The organism is Bradyrhizobium sp. 45 (genome assembly GCF_023073155.1).
GTDB classification, from domain to species: Bacteria; Pseudomonadota; Alphaproteobacteria; order Rhizobiales; family Xanthobacteraceae; genus Bradyrhizobium; species Bradyrhizobium canariense_D.
Window position 1 is genome coordinate 1 of record NZ_JADPIX010000106.1, and the last position, 1,027, is coordinate 1,027.

The window sequence follows — 1,027 nt, forward strand, 5'->3', positions numbered from 1 at the left end:
ATCTCACCTCGCTTGGGCTCGCAGCCGCTGCAGCAGCGGTTGGCAACGGCGACATCACGTCGGAAGTCTACACTACTGCGCTTCTGCAGCGCGCCCGAGCGCTTGCCGAGCTGAACGCCTTCATCACCATCGACGAGGTCGCTGTGCTCGAGGCCGCGAGGGACGCGGACAAGGCGCGTGCGGCCGGCTCGGCGGCCCCGCTCCTTGGCGTGCCCCTCGGGGTGAAGGACAGCTATTTGACGAAAGGACTGCCTACCAGCCTGGGCGTCGAAGGCCTCTCTCATTTCGTGCCGCGCGAAGATGCCGACGCTGTCCGGGCCATTAAGGGTGCGGGGGCTTTGGTCTTCGGCAAGAACAACCTCGTCGAGATGTCGTACGGCTTGACCGGTCACAACGCACGTTACGGCCAGGTGAAGAATCCGCACGCACGAGATCGCGTGTCGGGCGGCTCGTCGAGCGGCTCCGCCGCATCCGTGGCCGCTGGGCTCGTTCCCGCGTCCTTGGGCGGTGACACCGTTGGGTCCATCCGGGTACCCGCATCGTTCTGTGGCGTCGTGGGCTTCAAGCCAACGACCGGGCGTTGGCCGCGCTACGGCGTTGCGCCGATCTCCCATACGCTCGACACGACGGGCGTATTCGCCCGAAGCGTTGAGGACTGCATTCTGGTGGATCAGGTCGTGACTGGTGAAGAGGCTGCGGAGTTCTCCGACGGCGGCTACGGCCTGAAGGGAGCCCGGCTGGCCTTCGCGCCGCGACAGTTCCTGGATCTGGTGGAGTCCGAAGTCGAGACCCGCTTCCGCGCGGTGGTTCGGCGGCTGCAGGAGGCCGGCGCCGAGGTCGTTGAAGTAGACCTTGGCGAAGACTTCAATGCCCTCGTCCAAACTGCGACGTGGGGCATCTTCGCTCATGAGACGATGGGCGCAGTTTCGGAATTTCTTCGCCGCCATGACATTCCGACCACGTTCGAGGCCATTTACGAGGGCCTTAAGCCCCAACTTCGGCAGGCGTGGGGGCACATCGTACTGCC

The 1,027-nt window shown here is 65.0% G+C and carries 1 protein-coding gene; it reads left to right on the forward strand.

Features of this window, described 5'->3' with window-relative positions:
• On the forward strand, nt 1-1,027 hold a 1,027-nt coding region (locus IVB42_RS17485), incomplete at both ends, for an amidase family protein (protein ID WP_247470663.1).